We start from the raw sequence: 20,727 nt of genomic DNA, 5'->3' as shown, positions 1-20,727 counted from the left end.
CGGCCCCCGCCCCGGCCGCGGTTCATCCCCCGCACCTCTCGACGAACCTGCGGGCCATGCCGGGCACCGCGGCCCAGTGCGTGTGCAGATAGCTCGCGTGCACGCCCCGGTGCACGAAGCCCTCGACGCGCCGTTCGGGCTGGTGCATGCCCCACGCCGGAGCGGGCCCGGCCCCCGGCTCCAGCACGGTCCGGTGGAACTCGTGCCCGCGCACCCGGGTGCCGGACGCGGCCAGCACACTGCCGGAGACCGCCACCGCCGCCCGGTAACCGAGCGTCAGCCGCTCGGACATCCGCGCCTCGGCGTCGAGGACCCCGCACATCGGCAGCCCGTCCAGCGAGCGCGCCAGGTACAGCAGTCCCGCGCACTCGGCGGCCACCGGCGCCCCGGACGCCACCAGTTCGACCACCGACCGGCGCAGCGCCGCGTTGGCGGACAGCTCCGAGGCGTACACCTCGGGGAAACCGCCGCCGATGACCAGCCCCCGCGTCCCCTCGGGCAGCGCCTCGTCCCGCAGCGGATCGAACGGTACGACCTCGGCCCCGGCGGCGGTGAGCAGTTCGGTGTGCTCGGCGTAGGAGAAGGTGAAGGCCGCCCCGGAGGCGACGGCGATCCGCCGCGGCCCCTCCCGGCCCCCGGCGGGCGGCACGACGGCCCCACCATGGCCGGCCACCTCCGCCGCCGCGTCCCACACCCCGCCGCCCACCGGGGGCGCGGAGGCGGCCAGCGCCAGCAGCGCGTCCAGGTCGCACCCGGCCACCACCTGCGCCCGCATCGCCTCCACTGCGTCCACCGCGTCGCCCCGCCGCTCCGCCACCGGGACCAGACCCAGGTGACGGGACGGCACGGCCAGCTGCCCGGCCCGCCGCAGCACCCCCATCACCGGTACGCCGGACTCCTCCAGCGCCTCCCGCAACAGCATCTCGTGGCGCTGGGAGCCGACCTTGTTCAGGATCACCCCGCCCAGCCGCACCTGCGGATCCCACGAGGCGAAGCCGTGCACCAGCGCGGCCACGGAACGCGACTGCGACGACGCGTCCACCACCAGCACCACGGGCGCCCGCAGGAGCTTGGCGACCTGGGCGGTCGACGCCAGCTCGCCCTGCCCCGACGCACCGTCGTACAGCCCCATCACCCCCTCGACCACCGCCAGGTCGCAGCCCCGCGCCCCGTGCGCGAACATCGGCGCGATCCGGTCGGGGCCGCACATGTACGCGTCGAGGTTGCGCCCCGGCCGCCCCGTGGCCAGCGTGTGGTAGCCGGGATCGATGTAGTCGGGCCCGACCTTGTGCGGGGACACGGCGAGGCCCCGCCCGGCGAAGGCGGCCATCAGCCCCGTGGCCACGGTGGTCTTGCCGCTGCCCGACGAGGGCGCGGCGATCACCAGTCGAGGAACGTTCACCGGGGTTCCCTCACCATTCGATGCCCCGCTGGCCCTTCTGGCCCGCGTCCATCGGGTGCTTGACCTTCGACATCTCGGTCACCAGGTCCGCCGCGTCCAGCAGCTCCTGCGGCGCGTTGCGGCCGGTGATCACCACGTGCTGCGTACCGGGACGGGACCGCAGCACCTCGATCACCTCGGCGGTGTCGACCCAGCCCCAGTGCATCGGGTACGCGAACTCGTCGAGCACGTACAGCCGGTACGTCTCGGCGGCCAGGTCGCGCTTGACCTGCTCCCAGCCCTCGCGCGCCGCCTCCTCGTTGTCCATCTGGCCGTCGCGCTGCACCCACGACCAGCCCTCACCCATCTTGTTCCAGACGACGGACCCGCCCTCGCCGCTCGCACCGAGGACCTTCAGGGCGTTCTCCTCGCCGACCTTCCACTTGGCCGACTTGACGAACTGGAAGACCCCGATCGGCCAGCCCTGGTTCCAGGCGCGCAGCGCCATCCCGAAGGCCGCCGTCGACTTCCCCTTGCCGACGCCGGTGTGCACCATCAGCAGCGGACGGTTGCGGCGCTGACGGGTGGTGAGCCCGTCGTCGGGCACGGTGGTCGGTTGTCCCTGCGGCATCAAGCAGCCCTCCTGTTGGTTTCCTGAACGTCCTTGACGAGCCCGGCGATCGAGTCGGCCCGCAGCTCGTCGAGGGTGACGGCGCTGCCCCCGAGCTCACGCGCGAGGACCCCCGCGAGGCCGAGCCGCACCGGCCCCGACTCGCAGTCCACGACGACGGACGCGATGCCCTGCGCCTCGTGCAGCCGGGCCGCCCGCGCGGCCAGCGCCACCGCGTCGGGGCCCCCGGTCGCCCGCCCGTCGGTCACCACGACCAGCAGCGGCCGGCGCGACGGATCGCGCAACCGCTCCACCCGCAGCACCTCGTGGGCCTTCAGCAGCCCGGCCGCGACCGGGGTGCGCCCCCCGGTCGGCAGCAGCTCCAGCCGGGCCGCCGCCGCGTCCACCGACGACGTCGGCGGCAGCGCCACCTCGGCCTCCCGGCCCCGGAAGGTGACCAGCCCGACCTTGTCCCGCCGCTGGTACGCGTCCAGCAGCAGCGAGAGCACCGCGCCCTTCACCGCGCCCATCCGCTGCCGGGCGGCCATCGACCCGGAGGCGTCCACCACGAAGAGCACGAGATTGCCCTCGCGCCCCTCCCGCGTCGCCTGCCGCAGATCGTCCCGCCGCACCACCAGCCCCGGCCCCGAACGGCCGCGCGCCCGCTGGTGCGGGGCGGCGGCCTGCACGGTCGCCGCCAGATGAAGCTTGGTCAGGGCGCCCCGCGGCTGCCGGGAACCGGTCGTGCGCCCGTGCTCGGTACGCGCCCGGGACCGCCTTCCCGTCGCGCCCTCGCCCAGACCGGGCACGCTCAGCATCCGGGTGCGGAACGGCTCGGTGGCGCCCACCGGCCGCTGCTCACCGCCCCCGGACGGCCGGCCCCGTTCCTGCTCCTGTCCCTGTCCCCGGTCCTGCTCGGGCACGGACGGGGCGGGCGTGTCGGCGGCCTCCCCCTCGGGCCGCGGCGGCGTGTCGGGGCCGCCGTCGTGCGGGGGCCGGCCGCCACCGCCACCGCCACCGGGGCCGTCCGGGTCCGGGTCCTCGTCCCCGCCGCCGTTCTGCTCCAGCGTGTCGTCGAGCTTGTCCTCGTCCAGCCCCGGCGCGTCGAACGGGTTGCGCCTGCGACGGTGGGGGAGGGCGAGCAGGGCGGCCTGCCGCACGTCCTCGGCCAGCACGTCCGTGCGCCCCGCCCACGCGGCCAGCGCGGTGGCGGTCCGCGCCATGACGATGTCCGCGCGCATCCCGTCGACCTCGAAGGCCGCGCACGTAGCCGCGATCTGCCGCAGCGCCCCGTCCCCGAGCCGCACCTCGGGCAGCAGCGCCCGCGCGGCGGCGATACGCTCCCGCAGAGCGCCCTCCTCGGCGGCCCACCCGGCGGCGAAACCCGCCGGGTCGGCGTCGTACGCCAGGCGCCGTCGCACGACCTCGACCCGCTGGTCGGTGTCGCGGGACGCGGCGACCTCGACGGTCAGCCCGAACCGGTCGAGCAGCTGCGGGCGCAGCTCGCCCTCCTCGGGGTTCATCGTGCCGACCAGCAGGAACCGTGCCGCGTGCCGCACGGAGACGCCCTCGCGCTCCACGTACGAGGCACCCATGGCGGCGGCGTCGAGCAGGACGTCGACCAGGTGGTCGTGGAGCAGGTTCACCTCGTCGACGTACAGGATGCCCCGGTTCGCGGCGGCCAGCAGGCCGGGCTCGAACGCCTTGACGCCCTCGGCGAGCGCCCGCTCGATGTCGAGCGCCCCGACCAGCCGGTCCTCGGACGCGCCGACGGGCAGCTCCACCATCCGGGCCCCCCGCGACACGCCGTCCCCGGCCCCGTGCGGGCCGTCCGGGCACGCCGGGTCGGGCGACGCCGGGTCGCACGAGAAACGGCATCCGGGGACCACCGGGACGTCCGGCATGAGCGCGGCGAGCGCCCGCACGGCGGTCGACTTGGCGGTGCCCTTCTCACCCCGCACCAGCACCCCGCCGACGGCGGGCGATACGGCGTTCAGCAGCAGCCCGAGCCGGAGGTCGTCCTGTCCGACGACGGCGGTGAAGGGGTACGGCGTACTCACGGTGCCTCCTTGGAGGAACGAGGGGGTGGCGGTCCCGCCGGTGTCCGGGGAGCCGGGGCCGGGGCGGCGGCCCGGACCGACGGCACCGCCCGGGACGCTCCCGGCGCGGTGCCCGAAGGGGTGTTCATGCGCGCGCCCCGGTTGCCGGGGGCGCGCCGGGCGGAAGGAACGGCAGGTCCGACGGCGCGCCCGACTCGATGAGCCGCAGCAGCGCGTCGGTGTCGGCGTGCTCCTCGATCAGGTCGCCGAGGCGGTCGAGCTGTTCCTCCCGCAGCGCGCCGAAGACGGTGTCGGGGGCGGGGACGAAACGTCGGCCCGCGGCCCGTGCCACCTCGGCGAGGAAGCGGCGGCGGAACGCGTCGCTCTCCAGCGAGCCGTGCCAGTGGGTGCCCCACACGGCGCCGACCCGGCACCCGTCCAGGAACGGTTCCCCGCCGCACACGTCCGCGACGCCGTGGTGGATCTCGTACCCCTCGACGGGCGCGCCGAGCGCCTCGCCGACGGGGCGGGCGAGGGTCTTCTCGCGGTCGAAGCGGATGCGCACGGGCAGCAGGCCCAGGCCCTCGACCCGGCCCGCGCGCGACTCGACCTCGTCCTCGATGTGCTCGCCGAGCACCTGGAAGCCGCCGCAGATCCCGAGGACCGGCAGGCCCTCGGCCGCGCGCCGCACCAGCGCGTCGGCGAGGCCGCGCTCGCGCAGCCAGGCCAGCGCCTTCACGGTGCCGCGGGTCCCCGGCACCACGACGAGGTCGGCGTCGGACAGCTCCTCGGCCCGGTCCACGAACCGGACGACGACGCCGGGTTCGGCGGCCAGCGCGTCCACGTCGGTGAAGTTCGACATCAGGGGCACCGCGCACACCGCGACCCGCAGCACGTCATCGCCGTGCGGAGGGGCGACGACCGACTCGCGCACCGCGCCGCGCAGTGAGACCCGAAGCCCGTCCTCCTCGTCGATGCCGAGGCCGTGGGCGAAGGGCAGCACCCCGTACGTCCCCCGCCCGGTCAGCCCGCGCAGCATCTCCAGGCCGGGCTCCAGCAGCGACACGTCGCCGCGGAACTTGTTCACCAGGTAGCCCGCGATCAGCGACTGGTCCTCGGGGGCCAGCAGCGCCGTCGTGCCGAAGAACGAGGCGAAGACCCCGCCGCGGTCGATGTCGCCGACCACCACCACGGGAAAGCCCGCCGCCCGCGCGACGCCCATGTTCACGATGTCCGTGCGCCGCAGGTTGATCTCGGCCGGACTGCCCGCCCCTTCGCAGATCACCGCGTCATACGTGCCCCGCAGCTGCTCCAGGCAGTCCACCACCGTGGAGAACAGCGCCTCCTGCCGGCCGCCGTGGTAGCCGCGCGCGCTCATCTCGCCGACCGGCCTGCCCATCAGGACGACCTGGCTGGAGCGGTCGCCGCCCGGCTTGAGCAGGACCGGGTTCATCAGCGCGGTCGGCTCCACCCGGGCGGCCTGGGCCTGCATGGCCTGGGCCCGCCCGATCTCGGCCCCCTCACGGGTGACGAACGAGTTCAGCGACATGTTCTGCGCCTTGAAGGGCGCCACCTTCACGCCCCGGCGCACCAGCCAGCGGCAGATGCCCGCGGTGACGACGCTCTTGCCGGCGTCGGAGGTGGTTCCGGCGATCAGCAGTCCGCCGCTCATGGGTTTCTCCGTCCTGGGGTGCGGGATCCGGGGGTACGGGGGCCTGCCAGGCCGGTCACGGCCGTCCGGCGCCCCGCGATCCGCCGGGCGGCGAGCGACACGCCGAACCGGCCCGCCGCGCACACGCCCAGGGCCAGCACGCCCACCCGGCGCGACAGCCGTACCGCGCGCTCGATGTCCGCGGCCTCCACCGCCCGGCCGGCCTCGCCGTTGAGCACGGGGCGGTGCTCGACCCGGCCGCCGTACGCGAGGGTCCCGCCGAGCCGTACGCCGAGCGCGCCCGCGAACGCGGCCTCCACCGGGCCCGCGTTGGGGCTCGGATGCCGGCCGGCGTCGGCCCGCCAGGCCCGTACCGCCGCGCCCGGCCGGCCTCCCGCGGCCACGGCGAGCAGGGCGGTGAGCCGGGCGCCGGGCCAGCCCGCGAGGTCGTCGAGCCGGGCCGAGGCCCAGCCGTAGCGCCGGTACCGGGGCGACTTGTGGCCGACCATGGCGTCCAGGGTGTTGACAGCCCGGAAACCGGCCAGTCCGGGCACCCCGCCCAGCGCGCCCCACACCAGGGCGCCGACCACGGCGTCCGAGGTGTTCTCGGCCACGGACTCCACCACGGCGCGGGCGATCTGCGGCCCGTCGAGGGACTGCGGGTCGCGCCCGCACAGATGCGGCAGCCGTTCGCGGGCCAGTTCGATGTCGCCGGCCGCCAGGGCATCGCCGATGGCCCGCGCCTCGCGGCCCAGGGACGTGCCGCCGACGACGGACCAGGTGGTGGCGGCGGTCAGCGCGACGGAGGCGGCGGGACGGTCGCGCAGGGCGCGGGCGACCAGCGCGGCACCGCCCGCGACGCCCCCGGCGCAGACCAGGGCGTGCAGCGCGCCCCACCCGCGGTGGTCGTGCCACAGACGGCGCTCGACACCTGCCGCGGCCCGCCCGAACCCGGCCACCGGATGCCCCCTGCGGGGGTCACCGAGCAGCAGGTCGCCGAGCAGACCGGCGGCGGCGCCGTACGCGAAGACGCGGTCGGCTCGCACGCTCAACCGGCCGTCGTGCCTCGGAGGATCCCGGTACGGGCGGCTCTCGGCGAGAGCGCCCCGACGACGGACGCACGGCAGCCAGGCATGGCGATATGTCCTCACTCAGGGTCCGCGCCCTGGTTCGACGTGACCGGCGACGAGAGTCTCCTGGCTCCCGGATCCGCGGTTCCCCCGGCCTTCCAGCCCGCTCGCGCGTGCCGTGACTTCCGGTGTTGGGGGACCGCTCCCCGGTGACAGTGGCGGGACCGCGCCGGATTCGCACCGGCTTCCTCTGCTGTCGCCGTGATTGGCTCCGGCAGTCCACCACGCCCCGCGAACGCCCGTCAACCTGCCGTTGACCTGCGGCGGTGCAGTGTGCTGAGACCCACATCGCCCCGGGCGCACGACGGAGGGCCGGACACCTCGCGGGTGTCCGGCCCTCCGTGACGCGCGCGCGTCGGACGCGACACGTGTGCTCGGGCGTGACGCGTGTGCCCGGGCGTGACGCGTGTGCTCAGGCGACGATCAGGAAGATCCCGTACGCGACCGCCGCCGCGCACAGCCCGAAGCAGGCGTACGCACCGGCGCGGGCCAGCAGCACCGAGCCGCCGGAGCCGCCCTGCGCCGCCGGTTCGGCCTGCTTGGAGAGGCCGACGATGCCGAGGGTGAAGAGGCCCACCAGGGCGACGGTGACCACGAGGGAGACGCCGAACACGGAACCGAGGGCTGCCCAGTCGATTTTCATGCTGATTCCTTAGACGGCCGGCCTGGAGGGCCCGCTCAGACGGTGGCGGGTCGTGCCGGGTCCTGGGTGGTGGTGGTTGCGGCCGGGGCCGCGATGGTGGCCGTGAGGTTCTGGACCGGCGCCTGGGCCGCGGTGGGCGGCGGGCTGACGGCGGCGATGGCCGTGGTGACGACGCCCGCGGGCTCGACGTCGCCGTCCGACGGGGCGACGTCCCCGTGGCCGACCGGCTTGCGGCGCGAGATCAGCCAGATCGAGCCGGAACCCGCGACCAGCAGCGCCGCGACGACGACGACACCCCAGGTGCCCTGCTTGGTGAGCAGCTCGGCGCCCGCACCGACCAGACCGGCGGCCGGGAGGGTCAGGCCCCAGGCGACGAACATCCGGGTGGCGGTGGACCAGCGGACCACACCGCCCTGCCGGCCGAGGCCCGCGCCCATCACGGCACCGGAGCAGGACTGGGTGGTGGAGAGGGAGAAGCCGAGGTGCGAGGAGGCCAGGATGACCGTGGCCGCGCTGGTCTGGGCGGCGAAGCCCTGCGGCGGCCTGAGGTCGGTGAGGCCGCTGCCCATGGTGCGGATGATGCGCCAGCCGCCCAGGTAGGTGCCGAGGGCGATGGCCAGGCCGGCGGACACGATCACCCAGACCGGCGGGTTGGAACCGGGGCTCAGGACGCCGCCGGTGACCAGGGCCAGGGTGATGATGCCCATGGTCTTCTGCGCGTCGTTGGTGCCGTGGGCGAGGGAGACCAGTCCGGCCGAGGCGATCTGACCGGCGCGGTAACCCTTGGCGGTGGCCTTCTCCTGGGCGTCGTTGCGGATCTTCCCGCCGATCCGGTACGTCAGCCTGGTGGCCAGCAGCGCGGCCAGTCCGGCGACGATCGGGGCGGCCACCGCGGGGAGCAGCACCTTGGTGACGACGGTGCCGCCGTTGACGGAGGACCAGCCGGCCGACATGACGGCCGCGCCGATCAGGCCGCCGAACAGGGCGTGCGAGGAGCTGGACGGCAGTCCGACCAGCCAGGTCAGCAGATTCCACAGGATGGCGCCGACGAGTGCCGCGAAGATCACTTCTGTTCGCAGCCCGTCCTCGTTGATGATCCCGCCGGAGATCGTCTTGGCGACCTCCACCGACAGGAACGCGCCGACGAGATTGAGAACGGCGGACATGGCCACCGCTGTCTTCGGTCTGAGTGCACCGGTCGAGATGGTCGTCGCCATCGCGTTCGCGGTGTCATGGAAACCGTTCGTGAAATCGAACACTAGAGCTGTCACGATCACAATCGCGAGGAGCAGCGTGATGTGTTCCATTTACCCAGGCAATCGTTCGACGTCATTGGTGCGTAGACCGTAGGCAACCTTAGTGAACGGAAGATGAACTGAGCAGGGCGCTGCGGTGTTGCCAAGCGATTGGTGTCATTCCGCTTGTCTCCGTCCGCGGCCGGCGGCAGGGGCCCCGCCGCCCGTTCGACGGCGCGTGCCGCCTCCGGCCGGGCCCGCCCCCGCCTCCACCCGGAACCCGTCGCTCCGCCGGGACCGCCCCCGGGCCTGCCGGCTGCCCGCCCGCGGGGAAAGGAACCGGCCATCGACCGGGCCCCGCCGCCTCCGTCCCGGCCGAACGCGTGTCCGTCCGTCCTCCGGCCTGACAGGATCGGCGCATGAGCGATCAGCAGCGGGACGCGATCGGGCGGGCCTGGGACGGTGTCGTCGCCACCGCCCGCAGGACGGCGGCCGAGGGCCTCGTCGTCGGGACCTCGGGAAACGTGTCGGCGCGGGTCGGCGACACGGTCCTGGTCACACCGAGCGGAGTGCCGTACGACCGGCTCGGCCCGCGGGACGCCGTCGGCGTCGACCTGGCGGGCAACCGCGTCCTGGGCGAACTGGCCCCGACCAGCGAACTCCCGCTCCACCTCGCGGTCTACCGGAACACCGACGCGTCCGCCGTCGTGCACACCCACGCGGTGCACGCCACGGCCGTCTCCACCCTGGTCCCCGAGGTCCCGCCGGTCCACTACGCCGCCGCCATGCTCGGCGGGACCGTCCGGGTCGCGGCCTACGCGCGCTACGGCACCGACGAACTGGCCGCGAACATGCTCGCCGCGCTGCGGGACCGCACGGGCTGCCTGCTCCAGAACCACGGCACGGTCACCCACGGGGCCACCCTGGACGAGGCATACGACCGCACCGCCCAGCTGGAGTGGCTCTGCCGGCTCTGGCTCGCCGCGAGCTCCGTGCCCGGCCGCACCCCGAGCCTGCTCTCCCCGGCCCAGCTGAGCGACGTCCAGGAGGCGCTCAAGGGATACGGACAGCCGGGCTGACCCGCCGAGCCCGGCCGGACGCCCGGCCCGCCCGGACGTCCTGCCCGTCCGCGCCCGGCCCGCCCGCGCACGAACGCCCGGACGGCCCCGTCCGCTGGCACGGCGCCGCGCCCCCCACGACACTGAAGCGGTGCGCCCGGCAACAGTTACGGCAGCAGCCGTCACCACCATCCTCGGCATCGGTGCGGCAGCGGTCGCGGCCGGCCGGTACGCCAGCGACGCCGCCCTCAAGGCGCCGCCCGGACGGCCGCTGCCCGCCGACCGCAGACTCACCGTGCACGCCACGGCGGCCGGACAGATCACCCTGACCCGCTCCTTCGCCGCGCTGCGCCCCGGCACGTACGGCCTGACGGGCAAGGACGTCCACGCCGTCGTCGGCCCGGTGGTGGAGAACGCCCACCACGCCCCCGACACCGTCGTCCGCAGACTGGAACGCGTCAGCCACGGCAGCCTGGAACCCGGTGCCAAGGTCCGGATCACCCCGCAGCTGCACAGCGGCGACCCCCGGTCCGCCCTCGGCCTCGGCCACGAGGAGGTCGAGATCCCCGGCGAACTCGGCGCCCTGCCCGCCTGGTTCCTGCCCGGCCCCCGCGACACCTGGGTCATCACCGTGCACGGCCTCGGCACCACCAGGGAACACCCCATGAACCTCATGAGGTTCCTGCACGGCCTGCGCCTGCCCGTCCTCGACCTGGCCTACCGCGGCGACGCCGGAGCCCCGCGGTCCCCCGACGGCCTCGCCCATCTCGGCGAATCCGAGTGGCGCGACCTGGACGCCGCGATCCGCTTCGCCGTGCGGTACGGAGCCGAGAAGGTCGTCCTGCACGGCTGGTCCACCGGTGCCTCCATGGCACTGCACGCGGCCGTCAACTCCGCGCTCCGCGACCGGATCTGCGGCCTCGTCCTCGACTCCCCGGTCCTGGACTGGGCCACCACGCTGCGCGCCCTCGCCGTCGCCCGCGGGGTCCCCGCCGCACTGCTGCCGCTCGCCGTCCGCGCGGCCCAGGGACAGACCGGACTGCACGGCGCCCGGCTCCTCGACGGCTCCCTCGCCGCCGCCCTGCGCGCCCCGGCCGTGATCTTCCACGGCCCGGACGACCGGCTGGCCCCCTGGCAGCCGTCCCGCGACCTCGCCGCCCGCCGCCCGGACCTGATCGCCCTGCACACCGTGGAGCAGGCTCCGCACGCGGCGATGTGGAACGCCGACCCGGGCCGCTACGAGGAGACGCTGCGCCGTTTCCTGACGCCCCTGATGTGACCCGATGGGAGGGATCGGGCGTTTGGTTCCCGATCCGGCCCGTCACCTCCTTCACCGGGAATCCGGACTCCGTTTGGGCTTTCGGGCGGTCAGGAGCAAGACTGCTCCCCGTGACGTCCCGTACCCCGCGCGACTCCAGGCTGCGACTTGTCCGCCCGCGACCCCTTGCCACCGCTCGCAAGGCCGTGACCACCCGGCGCACCAGGCCGGCCCCCCGACCACCGGAGGGCACCCCGCCCCGGTCCGAACTGGCCCGCCAGGCCAGGACGGTTCTCGCCGATGCCGTACGGATCGCCCGCTGGGCGGCCGACGGCGCGATTCCCGGCGCACCACCGCTCGCCGCCCAGGCTCTCGAACGGGCCACGACGGCCCTGGAGTTGTCCCCGGCGCAGATCCGCTCCGGCTGGGACCGGGCCAGACTCGCCGGTCTCGTCGAACTGCACGGCGACACCGCACGCCCCGGCTGGCGGCTGCGCGCCTGGGACCGCGACGACTCCGCCGTCCTGCGCGGCTGGGTGGCGCTCTTCGACGCCTGGTCGCTCGTCCACCCGGCACCCGAGGACATCGAGTCCACCGCGGTCGCCGAGGCCGTCGAGGCCGTGCCGCAGGTGCTCTCCCTCCTCCAGCTCTCGGCGGGCCCGGTCACCGTGCCCGCCCTGCTGGACCTGCTCGGCCAGCGCGTCGCGGAACTGCGCGAGGAACGCTGCGAGGTGCCGTACGGGCCGAACCCGGACCCCGCACCGGCCGAGTCCGCCCCTCCCGCCGACCCCGCCGCCCTGCTGGACTGGGCCCTGGAGGGGCTGGCCGCCGTCGGCGCCCTCACCCTCGGCACCGGGCACGCCACCCTCACCCCGCTCGGCAACTGGGCGGTCTGGGTCAAGCTGGAGCAGATCTGCGTCGCGGCCCAGAGCCCGGCCGGGAACATCGAGCAGTCCGCCGCCGACATGCTGCTCGGCTGCGCCCGGCTCACCCCCGGACCGGCCCGCGACGAGTACCGGGCCTGGCTGGCCGCACGCCCCGTCGGCAGCGCCGTCGCCGAACTCCTCGCCGTCGCCCGCGGCGAGGACGCGCTGCTGCGGGGACTCGCCTTCGAGGCGCTCCGGGTCGTCGGCGCCCCCGCCGAGCCCGAGGTGCGCGCCGTCGCGGACGACCCCTCGCTGCGCCCCTACGCGCTGCTCTGGCTGGCCGAGTACGACGGGGCCGACCCCGAGGACGCCCAGGACGTCCTCAGCCGGGAGGAGGCCACCTGGCTCTGGGTCGACACCGCGGCGGCCGTCGCCGACCACGGCGAGACCGGGCTGCTGGTCAGGCACCTCGACTCGGCCGTCCAGGGCACGGTCCCGGCCCTGCTGGACGAGGTACGGGCCGTCGGACACCCGCGCACCGTGCAGGTGCTGGTGGCGCTGGCCGCCGCGCACCCGGACCCCGCACTGGCCAAGGCGGTGCGCCGGGCCGCGTTCCAGGTGCACACCGGGGGCGCGTGACCCGGCGCGTGCCGCGCCCGGTCCGTGTTGTGCGGGCCGGGCCCGGCCCGCACAACACGGACCGGGCAGGCCGCCCGTCCGGCGGTCAGTCCGCCGACCCCGGCGCGTACGTCCCGAAGGTCCACACGTTGCCCTCGGCGTCCCGCGCCGTGTAGTCGCGCGAGCCGTAGTCCTGGTCGGTGGGCGGCATCAGGATCTCCACCCCGTGCTCCACGGCGCGCGCGTGGTGCGCGTCGACCTCGTCCACCACGACGTAGACCCCGACCGGTCCCGCGTCCCGCATCGCCTCGGCGAAGACGCCCGACCGGCCCTTGGAACCCAGCATCACCCTGCCGTTCCCGCAGGACAGCTCGGCATGCAGGACCTGGCCGCCCGCGCCCTCGTACACCGCCTCCTCGGTGAAGCCGAGCCCCTCCGTCAGCGTTCTGATCGCCGCTCTCGCGTCGTCGTACAGAATCGCCGGATAGATCGTCGGAACGCCGGCCGGTGCGCCTGCCATGACGTTCACCCCTTTCCGTGCCGCCCGCCCCGATTTCTGTGATCCGTGTCTCAGTCTTCCACCGGCCACCGGCAACGGCCCGGCCACCGGCGGCCACCCGCACCGGCGGCCCGTCCGGGGCTCAGCGGAAGGTGTTGCAGTCGGCCATGTCGCCGCTGCGGAAACCGGTGGTGAACCACTGCTGCCGCTGCGCCGCCGAGCCGTGCGTCCAGGACTCCGGCGCGACCCGGCCCTGGAACTTCTCCTGGATCCGGTCGTCGCCGACCGCGGCCGCCGCGTCCAGCCCGTCCCGGATGTCCGCCTGAGTCAGCGAGGTGATCAGTGGCCGCCCGGTCGACTCGTCCGGGGTGGTCGTCGCGTGGTGCGCCCAGACCCCGGCGTAGCAGTCCGCCTGCAGCTCGACCCCGACCGTGTTGCTGTCCGCGCCGGTCCGCCCGTCCTGCGACCGCTCCAGCGTCCCCATCAGGTCCTGCACGTGGTGCCCGTACTCGTGGGCCACGACGTACGCCTGGGCGAACGGGCCGCCGCCGGCGCCGAACTTCGTCCGCAGTTCGTCGAAGAACCCCAGGTCCAGGTAGACCTTCCGGTCGCCGGGGCAGTAGAACGGCCCGACCGCCGAGGTCGCGGAGCCGCAGGCGGTGCCGATCCGGTCGGAGAACAGGATCGTCCGCGAGGGCGTGTACGTCCCCTGCCGCCGCCGGAACTCCTGCTCCCAGTAGTCCTGCACGCTGTTGACCACGGCGACCGTCCGGCAGTCCTCCCGGTCGTTCGCGTCCTGCCCGGTCCGGCAGTCCTGCTCCACCTGCGCCGCCGACGAGGCGGTCGGCGTAGTGTCCGGGTCTCCGGACGACAGCCCGAGCTGCTCGGGGCCCACGCCGAAGAACAGCCCCAGAACCAGCGCGATGACGCCGACGATGCCGCCGCCCACGGTGGCCCTGCCGCCTGGGATGCGGCTGCCGCGCACGTCCTGGACCTCGGACGTGTCCAGATCGGCGTCGTCGTCGAACTGCATGGCACCACCCTCCGCTCCGGCCGGGGCGGCCTCGCCGCCTCCGTCGAGTATCTGGCGGTTCATCCGGCCGTGCCCTTTTTCGTCGCGCGGTGGAGCGGTGCGGTGACGCCGTGCGAGATGGCGGCGAGGGGGACGGGTGCGGACGGAAAAGCAGTTGCACACCCCCAGTAGAATGGCCTGCATGGCAATTCTCCCTGTGCATTGAGCGGCGTCGAGACACCTCCGCCCTCGTCCCGTCCGCCGTCCTACCGCCCCGGAGTTTTACCGTGATCACCGCTTCCGGCATCGAGCTGCGCGCCGGTGCCCGAGTCCTCATCGAGTCCGCCTCCTTCCGTATCGCCAAGGGCGACCGCATCGGCCTCGTCGGCCGCAACGGAGCGGGCAAGACCACCCTCACCAAGTGCCTCGCGGGTGAGGGCAACCCGGCCGGCGGCGCCATCACCCGCTCCGGCGAGGTGGGCTACCTCCCGCAGGACCCCCGCACCGGCGACCTCGACGTGCTCGCCCGCGACCGCATCCTCTCCGCCCGCGGTCTCGACGAGATCCTGCGCAAGATGCGGGAGAACGAGGACCGGATGGCGAACGGCAAGGGCGCCACCCGCGAGAAGGCGATGAAGAAGTACGAGCGCCTGGAGACGGAGTTCCTCACCAAGGGCGGATACGCCGCCGAGGCCGAGGCCGCCACCATCGCCGCCGCGCTCAGCCTGCCCGACCGGGTGCTCGGACAGCCGCTCCGCACGCTCTCCGGCGGTCAGCGCCGCCGCGTCGAGCTGGCCCGCATCCTGTTCTCGGACGCCGACATCCTGCTGCTCGACGAGCCGACGAACCACCTCGACGCCGACTCGATCGCCTGGCTGCGCGAGTACCTCAAGACCTACCGCGGCGGCTTCATCGTGATCTCCCACGACGCCGATCTGGTCGAGACGGTCGTCAACAAGGTCTTCTACCTCGACGCCAACCGCTCGCAGATCGACGTCTACAACATGGGCTGGAAGCTCTACCAGCAGCAGCGCGAGGCCGACGAGAAGCGCCGCAAGCGCGAGCGGCAGAACGCCGAGAAGAAGGCCGCGGCCCTCAACTCGCAGGCCGACAAGATGCGCGCCAAGGCCACCAAGACCGTCGCCGCGCAGAACATGGCCAAGCGGGCCGACCGGCTGCTGGCCGGGCTGGAGGCCGTCCGGGTCTCCGACAAGGTCGCCAAGCTGCGCTTCCCCGAGCCCGCGCCGTGCGGGAAGACCCCCCTGATGGCGGAGGGCCTCTCCAAGTCCTACGGCTCGCTGGAGATCTTCACCGACGTCGACCTCGCCATCGACAAGGGCTCCCGGGTCGTCATCCTCGGCCTCAACGGCGCGGGCAAGACCACCCTGCTCCGGCTCCTCGGCGGCGCGGAGAAGCCCGACACCGGCCAGGTGATCGAGGGCCACGGACTCAAGCTCGGCTACTACGCCCAGGAGCACGAGACCCTGGACCCGGACCGCACGGTCCTGGAGAACATGCGCTCCGCGGCGCCCGACCTCGACCTCGTCGACGTCCGCAAGACCCTGGGCTCCTTCCTCTTCTCCGGCGACGACGTCGACAAGCCCGCCGGGGTCCTCTCCGGCGGCGAGAAGACCCGTCTCGCGCTGGCCACCCTGGTGGTCTCCTCCGCCAACGTGCTGCTCCTGGACGAGCCGACGAACAACCTCGACCCGGCCAGCCGCGAGGAGATCCTCGGCGCGCTGCGCACGTACAAGGGCGCCGTCGTCCTCGTGACGCACGACGAGGGAGCGGTCGAGGCGCTCCAGCCGGAGCGCATCATCCTGCTGCCGGACGGCGTCGAGGACCTGTGGGGCGCGGACTACCAGGACCTGGTCGCGCTGGCCTGAACCGGCCCGGCGCATGTTTGATCCACTCGGTCTGGATCATTCGGCCCACGCGTGATCCGTCATCTGTGTGATGACGTCTCGTACCCCGGCGGTGTGCCCGGCAGATGCCTGCCGGGCACACCCATTCGGACCCGGGAAAACCCGTGCGGCCCTGACCTGCTGGTTCGCCCCGCACCCCGCCCCACCGGCCCCCGCAACCCCATGGAACAAAGGATTCCGGTCGCTCGATCCCGTTCCCCGGACGGCAATCCGGTTGCACGGACCTTGCCGAATGGGTGGCCAGGAAGCTGCCGAGGGGTGATCATGAGAGTCCAGAGCGCACTTCCCATGAGGAGGCACGGGTGGCCGAGACTCTGAAGAAGGGCAGCCGGGTGACCGGCGCCGCGCGCGACAAGCTCGCGGCAGACCTGAAGAAGAAGTACGACTCCGGTGCGAGCATCCGGGCGCTGGCCGAGGAAACCGGCCGCTCCTACGGATTCGTCCACCGGATGCTCAGCGAGTCCGGAGTCACGCTGCGGGGACGCGGCGGAGCGACGCGGGGCAAGAAGGCCGCCACGGCCTGACGGCCACCGGCGGTCGGGACAGGTCGTGCGGCTGTCCCGGGGTTCACCGTTCCTGACGGTGGCCACCCGGTCGACCAATCGGTCGACCGGGTGGTTACTGTTCAGTCACTTAGCTTCGTGTGCTGACTGAACGGATCCGGAGGCGCCCCATGACCTCGCTCGACCCCGTACTCGACAAGGACGGCGTACGACTCACCGTCGACGACGCGGTCGCCACGGTGACCCTCACCAACCCGGCCAAGCGCAACGCCCAGTCTCCCGCTCTGTGGCGGGCGTTGACGGAAGCCGGACGGGCGCTGCCCGGCAGCGTGCGGGTCGTCGTGCTCCGCGGCGAGGGCAAGTCGTTCTCCGCCGGTCTCGACCGGCAGGCGTTCACCCCCGAGGGATTCGACGGCGAGCCGTCCTTCCTCGACATGGCGCGCGGCCCGCAGGAAGAGCTCGACGCGATCATCGCCGAGTACCAGGAGGCGTTCACCTGGTGGCGCCGCAACGACATCGTGTCGATCGCGGCCGTCCAGGGGCATGCGATCGGTGCCGGCTTCCAGCTGGCCCTCGCCTGCGACCTGCGGATCGTCGCCGAGGACGTGCAGTTCGCCATGCGTGAGACCAGCCTCGGACTGGTCCCCGACCTCACCGGCACGCACCCCCTGGTGCACCTGGTGGGGTACGCCCGCGCGCTCGAGATCTGCGCCACGGGCCGCTTCGTCCACGCCGAGGAGGCCGAACGCACCGGCCTGGCCAACCTCGTGGTCCCCGCCGACGAGCTGGACGGCGCGGCCCGCGACCTGGCCGGCGCGCTGCTGGCCGCCCCGCGCGACGCGGTCGTGGAGACCAAGGCGCTGCTGGGTGGCGCGGTCTCGCGCGGCTACGAGGAACAGCGCGTCGCCGAACGTGCCGCGCAGGGCCGCCGACTGCGCGACCTGGCGGGCATCACCGACTGACCCGCTGACCCGCTGACCCGCTGACCCGTGGGCCGGCTTGACCCGTGGGCGGAACCGGCCGGACCGGTCCCGTCCACGGGTTCCGTGCGCCCGTGAACGCGGGGATGCTGTCGGCGGGAGGCGCGCCGCCTTCCCCGCTCAGCCGAGTCCCGTCACCCGGTCGCGTTCCACCACCGCGGTGACCAGCACCGCGACCGAGGGGCGCCCCTCCACCGCGTCCGTCACCGCGCCCCGCACGGCGCGCGCCACGTCGAGCGCCCGGTGCGCGGGGTCCGTCGCCAGCTCGACCCGCACCCGCCCCGGGCCCGTGTGCACCGGGTGCCCCAGCGCCCGGGTCAGCGTCACCACTCCTGGAACCCCGGCGGCGGCCCGCCCCGCGTCGTCCGCCGCTCTCGCCCCGTGCACCTCGGCCGGTGCGGGAGGCGTCCGTCCAGGTGGCGCGTCCAGCAGCTCCGTCACCCGTACGTCGACCTCCGCCACCACCAGGCCCAGCCGGTCCCCGGCCGCCGTGAACAGGGCCGAACGCAGCGCGTCGGCGGCGGCCGGCAGCGGCCGGCCGGACAGGGCCGACATGCCCGCCTCGATCCGCAGCGGCCCCGGCGGCAGGGCGCTCGGCGGCGGTTCCACCTCCGGCCCCGGGGCCGAATCCGGGGCGGCCAACGCGATCCTGAGCCGCCCCAGCACCGCGCCCGGCTCCCGCTCCGTCACCGCCCCGCGCAGCACCGCGACCGCCGCCCGCTCGGCGATCCAGGCCCCGTCGGCCGGACCGCCCAGCGGGAGCAGCCGTCCGAGGCCGAGTCGCTGCCCGACCGCCGCCGCCCATTCGCCCGCCCGATGCGGGCCCTCACCCGTCGTCATCCCCCCAGCCTGCCGCATCCACGGCGCAGGACGCGACAACCCCACCTAATGTGGGCAAAGAGGAGCGAATCATCCCGAAGGGAAGAGTGGCGATGACCGACACCACACAGCGGAACCGGCCCGAGAGCCCCGACCGGGAATCGAGTCCGCTCGTCAAGCGCGGCGGGGGAGCCCCCGCCACCCGGGGCCGCACCACCATCGCCGACGGCGTGGTCGAGAAGATCGCGGGAATGGCGGCCCGTGACGTGGTCGGTGTCCACGCGATGGGCAGCGGCCTGTCCCGCACGTTCGGCGCGGTGCGCGACCGGGTGCCCGGCGGGGGCGGCGGCAAGTCCGTCACCCGCGGGGTGAAGGCGGAGGTCGGCGAGTCCCAGACCGCTCTCGACCTGGAGATCGTCGTCGACTACGGCGTCTCGATCGCCGATGTCGCCCGTGACGTGCGGGAGAACGTGGTCGCGGCGGTCGAGCGGATGACCGGTCTGGAGGTCGTCGAGGTCAACATCGCGGTGAGCGACGTGAAGCTGCCCGACGAGGCGGACGACGAACAGCCCGAGCCGCGACTCCAGTAGGTCTTGGGCACGAGGCAGTCGAGGAGCGCACGATGAGCATGGCAGTGGTCGGCATGGTGGCCGGCATGGCGCTCGGATTCGCCGGGTACTTCGGCGGGTTCGGGGCCTTCCTGCTGGTGGCCGCGTTGGGGGCGGTCGGCTTCGTAGTCGGCCGCTTCGTGGAGGGCGACCTGGAACCCGGCGACTTCTTCCGGAGTCGCGAACGCGGCGACCGACGTCGATGACGGCGGTGTCGGGGGTGAGCCGCAAGATCGCCGCCGGTGAGCGCGGGGAGACCCGGATCGCCGACCGGGTGGTCGCCAAGATCGCCGCACAGGCGGCGAAGGAGGCGATCGAGGAACCGCCGGAGGAGGGCGCCGCACCGCGCGCCACGGTCACGGTGCACCGGGACACCGCCCGGGTACGGGTGAGCCTGGAACTCCGCTACCCCTCCGACATCGGCCGCCAGTGCGGCGGGGTGCGCCGCCGGGTCACCGAGCGGGTCGGGGAGCTGGTGGGCATGGACGTGCCCGAGGTGGCCGTACAGGTCGAGCGGCTGCACCCGGTGGGAGCGGGCGCCGGGGCGCAGGGGAGGATCCGATGAGCGAGCCCCTGGAACCGGAGCACGGGACGCGACCGAGGCCCGCCGCCGACCCCGCCGGCCCCGGGGACGTGCTCGCCCCCGACCGGTCCTCCTCGTCCGTCGCACCCGGCCCGGTGCCCGCACGGCGGGACGGCGGTGGGGCGGGCCGCTTCTGGTCCGCGCGCCGCATCCCCGCGGCGGTCCTCGCCCTGCTGGTCCTCGGCGCCGCCGCCCTGCTGCTCTACGACGTGGCGGCGGTACGGGCCGACCGGCCGGCGATGCGGTGGCGCCGGGAGCTGGCCGGTGAACTGGCCGACCGCCCGCTGGAGAACACCTGGGTCCTCGCCCTCGCGGCCCTCGCCGTGCTGATCGGCCTCTGGCTGCTCGTGCTGGCCCTCACCCCCGGACTGCGCGCCCTGCTGCCGATGCGCCGCGACCGCCCCGGCGTCCGGGCCGCCCTCGACCGGTCCGCGGCCGCCCTGGTCCTGCGCGACCGCGCCGTCGAGGTGGCCGGTGTGCAGTCGGTACGGGTCAGGGCGGGCCGCGGCCGGGCGGTGGTGCGCGCCGTGTCGCACTTCCGGGAACTCGACGACGTACGGGCCGACCTGGACACCGTGCTCGGGGCCGCCGTCGGGGAACTGGGGCTGGCCCGGCCGCCGAGCCTGTCCGTGCACGTCCGCCGACCCGCGAAGAAGGGGTGAGCCCGTTGCTCGGGACCGTCAACCGGGTACTGCTCGGCCTGGCCGGACTGGTGCTGCTCTGCGCCGGCGGTGCGGTGCTCGCCGCCGGGCTCGACCTCGCCGTGCCGTCCTGGTGGCCCTGGTACGGCAGTACCGACGTGCTGCTCAGCGCGGCCGACCGGGACCGCTGGCGCGACCGGGGCTGGTGGTGGCCGACGGTCATCGCGGCCCTGGCCGTCGTGGTCGTCCTGGCCCTGTGGTGGTTCCTGGCCCAGCTGCGCCGTGCCCGGCTCGCCGAGGTGCTGGTGGACAGCGGCGACGGCGAGGGGGCCCGGCTGCGGGGCCGGGCCCTGGAGGGGGTGCTCGCCGACGAGGCCGGGAACCTGGACGGGGTGGCCCGCGCCCGGGTCGCGCTGACCGGCCGGCGCTCCGCGCCGCGCGTCCGGATCCGCCTGCGGATGGAGCCGCACGCGGCGCCCGACGAGACGCTCGGCCGCCTCACCGACGAGGCGCTGGCCCACGCGCGGGAATCGGCGGGGCTGGCCGAACTGCCGGCCGAGGTACGGCTGCGGGCGGTCGGGCACCGGGCGGAACGGGTGAGCTGACGGCCCGTGCCGGGCCGGGGAACCTCCGCCGTACGCCCACGGGAGGGCGGGGCCCCGGACGCG

General features: G+C 74.5%; 21 protein-coding genes and 1 riboswitch. Of the genes, 11 read left to right on the top strand and 10 right to left on the bottom strand.

The genetic code is table 11. The annotated features are described in order from the left end of the window. Positions 1 to 22: 22 nt before the first annotated feature. From ABZZ04_RS25400 to ABZZ04_RS25370, 7 genes are all read right to left on the bottom strand, one after another. A complete protein-coding gene (locus ABZZ04_RS25400) occupies positions 23 to 1,402 on the bottom strand; it encodes a cobyrinate a,c-diamide synthase (RefSeq protein WP_356934510.1) in 1,380 nt (459 codons plus the stop codon). Positions 1,403 to 1,412: 10 nt separating this feature from the next. Then, positions 1,413 to 2,012, bottom strand: a complete 600-nt coding sequence (gene cobO / locus ABZZ04_RS25395; protein ID WP_148834035.1) for a cob(I)yrinic acid a,c-diamide adenosyltransferase — start codon at positions 2,010 to 2,012, stop codon at positions 1,413 to 1,415. Further along, positions 2,012 to 4,051, bottom strand: a complete 2,040-nt coding sequence (locus ABZZ04_RS25390) for a putative cobaltochelatase (protein ID WP_356934509.1) — start codon at positions 4,049 to 4,051, stop codon at positions 2,012 to 2,014. Before ABZZ04_RS25390 ends, cobO begins: the two co-directional genes overlap by 1 nt. A gap of 124 nt (positions 4,052 to 4,175) precedes the next feature. After that, entirely contained in the window at positions 4,176 to 5,702 is a 1,527-nt protein-coding gene (locus tag ABZZ04_RS25385) for a cobyric acid synthase (protein ID WP_356934508.1), read from the bottom strand. Further along, positions 5,699 to 6,727 carry a cobalamin biosynthesis protein gene (locus ABZZ04_RS25380; protein WP_356934566.1) on the bottom strand — a complete coding sequence of 343 codons (1,029 nt, stop codon included), beginning with the start codon at positions 6,725 to 6,727 and terminating at the stop codon, positions 5,699 to 5,701. The genes ABZZ04_RS25385 and ABZZ04_RS25380 overlap by 4 nt, the downstream gene beginning before the upstream one ends. Before the next feature lie 143 nt (positions 6,728 to 6,870). Next, positions 6,871 to 7,003: riboswitch (cobalamin riboswitch) on the bottom strand. Between the two features lie 220 nt (positions 7,004 to 7,223). Continuing rightward, positions 7,224 to 7,454 (bottom strand): hypothetical protein, encoded by a 231-nt coding sequence (locus tag ABZZ04_RS25375; protein WP_356934507.1) that lies wholly within the window; start codon positions 7,452 to 7,454, stop codon positions 7,224 to 7,226. A 35-nt stretch (positions 7,455 to 7,489) separates the two neighbouring features. Next, positions 7,490 to 8,761, bottom strand: a complete 1,272-nt coding sequence (locus ABZZ04_RS25370) for an inorganic phosphate transporter (RefSeq protein ID WP_356934506.1) — start codon at positions 8,759 to 8,761, stop codon at positions 7,490 to 7,492. Positions 8,762 to 9,108: 347 nt separating this feature from the next. Between ABZZ04_RS25370 and ABZZ04_RS25365 the strand changes: the two genes are divergently transcribed. The 3 genes from ABZZ04_RS25365 (at position 9,109) to ABZZ04_RS25355 (ending at position 12,510) form a co-directional block, all read left to right on the top strand. Next, positions 9,109 to 9,768, top strand: a complete 660-nt coding sequence (locus ABZZ04_RS25365) for a class II aldolase/adducin family protein (protein ID WP_356934505.1) — start codon at positions 9,109 to 9,111, stop codon at positions 9,766 to 9,768. A gap of 130 nt (positions 9,769 to 9,898) precedes the next feature. After that, the gene (locus ABZZ04_RS25360; protein ID WP_356934504.1) at positions 9,899 to 11,026 is read left to right on the top strand and encodes a hypothetical protein; all 1,128 of its coding nucleotides are present in this window, start codon (positions 9,899 to 9,901) and stop codon (positions 11,024 to 11,026) included. Between the two features lie 185 nt (positions 11,027 to 11,211). Next, the gene (locus ABZZ04_RS25355; protein ID WP_356934565.1) at positions 11,212 to 12,510 is read left to right on the top strand and encodes a hypothetical protein; all 1,299 of its coding nucleotides are present in this window, start codon (positions 11,212 to 11,214) and stop codon (positions 12,508 to 12,510) included. Positions 12,511 to 12,595: 85 nt separating this feature from the next. On the opposite strand, the gene ABZZ04_RS25350 is transcribed toward ABZZ04_RS25355, so the two are convergent. Together ABZZ04_RS25350 and ABZZ04_RS25345 are read right to left on the bottom strand one after the other, a co-directional pair. After that, entirely contained in the window at positions 12,596 to 13,009 is a 414-nt protein-coding gene (locus ABZZ04_RS25350; RefSeq protein WP_356934503.1) for a VOC family protein, read from the bottom strand. A 121-nt stretch (positions 13,010 to 13,130) separates the two neighbouring features. Then, on the bottom strand, positions 13,131 to 14,021 hold the full coding sequence (locus ABZZ04_RS25345; protein ID WP_356934564.1) for a neutral zinc metallopeptidase: 891 nt from the start codon (positions 14,019 to 14,021) through the stop codon (positions 13,131 to 13,133). 266 nt (positions 14,022 to 14,287) lie between these two features. On the opposite strand from ABZZ04_RS25345, the gene ABZZ04_RS25340 reads away from it, so the two are divergent. The 3 genes from ABZZ04_RS25340 (at position 14,288) to ABZZ04_RS25330 (ending at position 17,390) form a co-directional block, all read left to right on the top strand. Beyond that, positions 14,288 to 15,886 carry an ABC-F family ATP-binding cassette domain-containing protein gene (locus ABZZ04_RS25340; protein WP_356934502.1) on the top strand — a complete coding sequence of 533 codons (1,599 nt, stop codon included), beginning with the start codon at positions 14,288 to 14,290 and terminating at the stop codon, positions 15,884 to 15,886. A gap of 341 nt (positions 15,887 to 16,227) precedes the next feature. Further along, positions 16,228 to 16,449: a helix-turn-helix domain-containing protein gene (locus ABZZ04_RS25335; protein WP_018518904.1), complete on the top strand. Its 222-nt coding sequence runs from the start codon at positions 16,228 to 16,230 to the stop codon at positions 16,447 to 16,449. 149 nt (positions 16,450 to 16,598) lie between these two features. Further along, positions 16,599 to 17,390, top strand: a complete 792-nt coding sequence (locus ABZZ04_RS25330) for an enoyl-CoA hydratase/isomerase family protein (RefSeq protein ID WP_356934501.1) — start codon at positions 16,599 to 16,601, stop codon at positions 17,388 to 17,390. Between the two features lie 138 nt (positions 17,391 to 17,528). Here the strand turns inward: ABZZ04_RS25330 and ABZZ04_RS25325 are convergent, their stop codons facing one another. After that, a complete protein-coding gene (locus ABZZ04_RS25325) occupies positions 17,529 to 18,248 on the bottom strand; it encodes a hypothetical protein (protein ID WP_356934500.1) in 720 nt (239 codons plus the stop codon). Positions 18,249 to 18,340: 92 nt separating this feature from the next. On the opposite strand from ABZZ04_RS25325, the gene ABZZ04_RS25320 reads away from it, so the two are divergent. Genes ABZZ04_RS25320 through amaP form a run of 5 tightly spaced genes read left to right on the top strand, consistent with a single transcriptional unit; the run spans position 18,341 to position 20,664 of the window. Then, positions 18,341 to 18,817: an Asp23/Gls24 family envelope stress response protein gene (locus ABZZ04_RS25320; protein ID WP_356934499.1), complete on the top strand. Its 477-nt coding sequence runs from the start codon at positions 18,341 to 18,343 to the stop codon at positions 18,815 to 18,817. Positions 18,818 to 18,849: 32 nt separating this feature from the next. Next, the gene (locus tag ABZZ04_RS25315; protein ID WP_356934498.1) at positions 18,850 to 19,041 is read left to right on the top strand and encodes a hypothetical protein; all 192 of its coding nucleotides are present in this window, start codon (positions 18,850 to 18,852) and stop codon (positions 19,039 to 19,041) included. Further along, positions 19,038 to 19,400, top strand: coding sequence for a hypothetical protein (locus ABZZ04_RS25310; protein ID WP_356934497.1), 363 nt, complete (start codon positions 19,038 to 19,040; stop codon positions 19,398 to 19,400). Before ABZZ04_RS25315 ends, ABZZ04_RS25310 begins: the two co-directional genes overlap by 4 nt. Next, complete coding sequence (locus ABZZ04_RS25305; protein ID WP_356934496.1) at positions 19,397 to 20,080, top strand: DUF6286 domain-containing protein; 684 nt, start codon at positions 19,397 to 19,399, stop codon at positions 20,078 to 20,080. The genes ABZZ04_RS25310 and ABZZ04_RS25305 overlap by 4 nt, the downstream gene beginning before the upstream one ends. Then, positions 20,077 to 20,664 (top strand): alkaline shock response membrane anchor protein AmaP, encoded by a 588-nt coding sequence (amaP, locus tag ABZZ04_RS25300; RefSeq protein WP_356934495.1) that lies wholly within the window; start codon positions 20,077 to 20,079, stop codon positions 20,662 to 20,664. The genes ABZZ04_RS25305 and amaP overlap by 4 nt, the downstream gene beginning before the upstream one ends. Positions 20,665 to 20,727: the final 63 nt, after the last annotated feature.

It is taken from the genome of Streptomyces sp. NPDC006435 (genome assembly GCF_040612315.1).
Lineage (GTDB): Bacteria > Actinomycetota > Actinomycetes > Streptomycetales > Streptomycetaceae > Streptomyces.
Note: the sequence above shows the minus strand (reverse complement) of the source record. Positions and strands in the feature narration are given on the sequence as shown.